Below are 1,142 nucleotides of genomic sequence, written 5' to 3' on the forward strand. Positions count from 1 at the left end.
GGCTAATTGCGTAGCCACGGAACCAATATTGTAAATTCCACTGCCAGTTTGGCTGGCCTTGGTAAATCATGTGTAGGCTGGTAAAGCCGCGTGCAGAAGAATTTAAAAAGGCAGTGAGATCGGGGTTATCTACTTCGGCTTGCAAGGTAAAAATAAGTAATTTGCCATTCGCCGCAGCCCAACTTTTTAACCGTAATAAAAATTCGCGCGAGCATACCGAACGTTCTATTTCACTTAATTCACGATAATTCACATGAAAATTAATAATCTTGCTGCCAGCAGCGGCTTGCGCTATTGAGCGTAATACAGGGTGCTGCCGAAACCATCGGGAATGTTTCCATTCCGCTAAACGCAAATTTTCATTGCTAAGCAAATCGCTAGTAAAGCGTTGCAAACGCTCAAGTGTATTCGCGCTGCCAAGCACTAATGTGGTTTCTTGCAAACATAAGTGCTGCGTTAGGAAATCGCCCCACATGCTGCTTTGCACAACAAAGCAATGTGCTTCGCCGGTTAATAGCGGCGGCAACTTCTGTTCTATATTTGGAATAATATGTTGCAAAGAAATCAAGCAAAGGCTCCTTGCGCAAGTTAAACATTAAACAGGCGCTATAACGAATGAACTAGTTTAAAATATCACTCAGCTGTTAAAATTTTGAATCTATTGATGTTTCCGTAAAGTTTACCTGTTAACAATAACCTAATTCTCATATAGTTAACAAAAAAGTTCATTTATTAAGCAAAATAACGACAATAAAAGAAGTGCAGTTTATGAAACCACAGTTGTTCAACCCGCTACAAAAAAACGTGCAGAAGCCTAATGCCGCGAGTGAAACTGTGGCTTCTACAGCGAGCGCCAGTGCCAATGCCGATGCAAAGCCAAGCGAAACTCACATTAAAGTAAGTGCCAACGCTGCCGATATTAATCGGTTACGCGGGCATGTGAATGATCTTTCCATTCCTTATGTGGAAGTGCGCTTTAATACGCGCCTACGAGAAGTGGAAAAACTCTGGCCGCTGTACACCTTGAACTTATCTAGCATTTGCCAAGAAGCTGAAGGCTCATGCTCCCAAGCTGAAGGCTCATGCTCCGAAGCTGAAGGCTCCTGCCACCAAGCCGCAGGCTCTAGCAAGCAAGGAAACAC

Annotated in this window: 2 protein-coding genes; one reads left to right on the forward strand and one right to left on the reverse strand. The window is 43.4% G+C overall.

Features of this window, described 5'->3' with window-relative positions; all coding sequences use genetic code 11:
* Positions 1-568: hypothetical protein (locus ACNA7P_RS11210; protein ID WP_416258707.1), on the reverse strand; the 568-nt coding region annotated here is incomplete at its 3' end.
* A 200-nt stretch (positions 569-768) separates the two neighbouring features.
* On the opposite strand from ACNA7P_RS11210, the gene ACNA7P_RS11215 reads away from it, so the two are divergent.
* Positions 769-1,142, forward strand: a 374-nt coding sequence (locus ACNA7P_RS11215; protein ID WP_416258708.1) for a hypothetical protein, incomplete at its 3' end; no start/stop codon positions are given.

The organism is Aliidiomarina sp. (assembly GCF_047920995.1).
Taxonomy (GTDB): Bacteria; Pseudomonadota; Gammaproteobacteria; order Enterobacterales; family Alteromonadaceae; genus Aliidiomarina.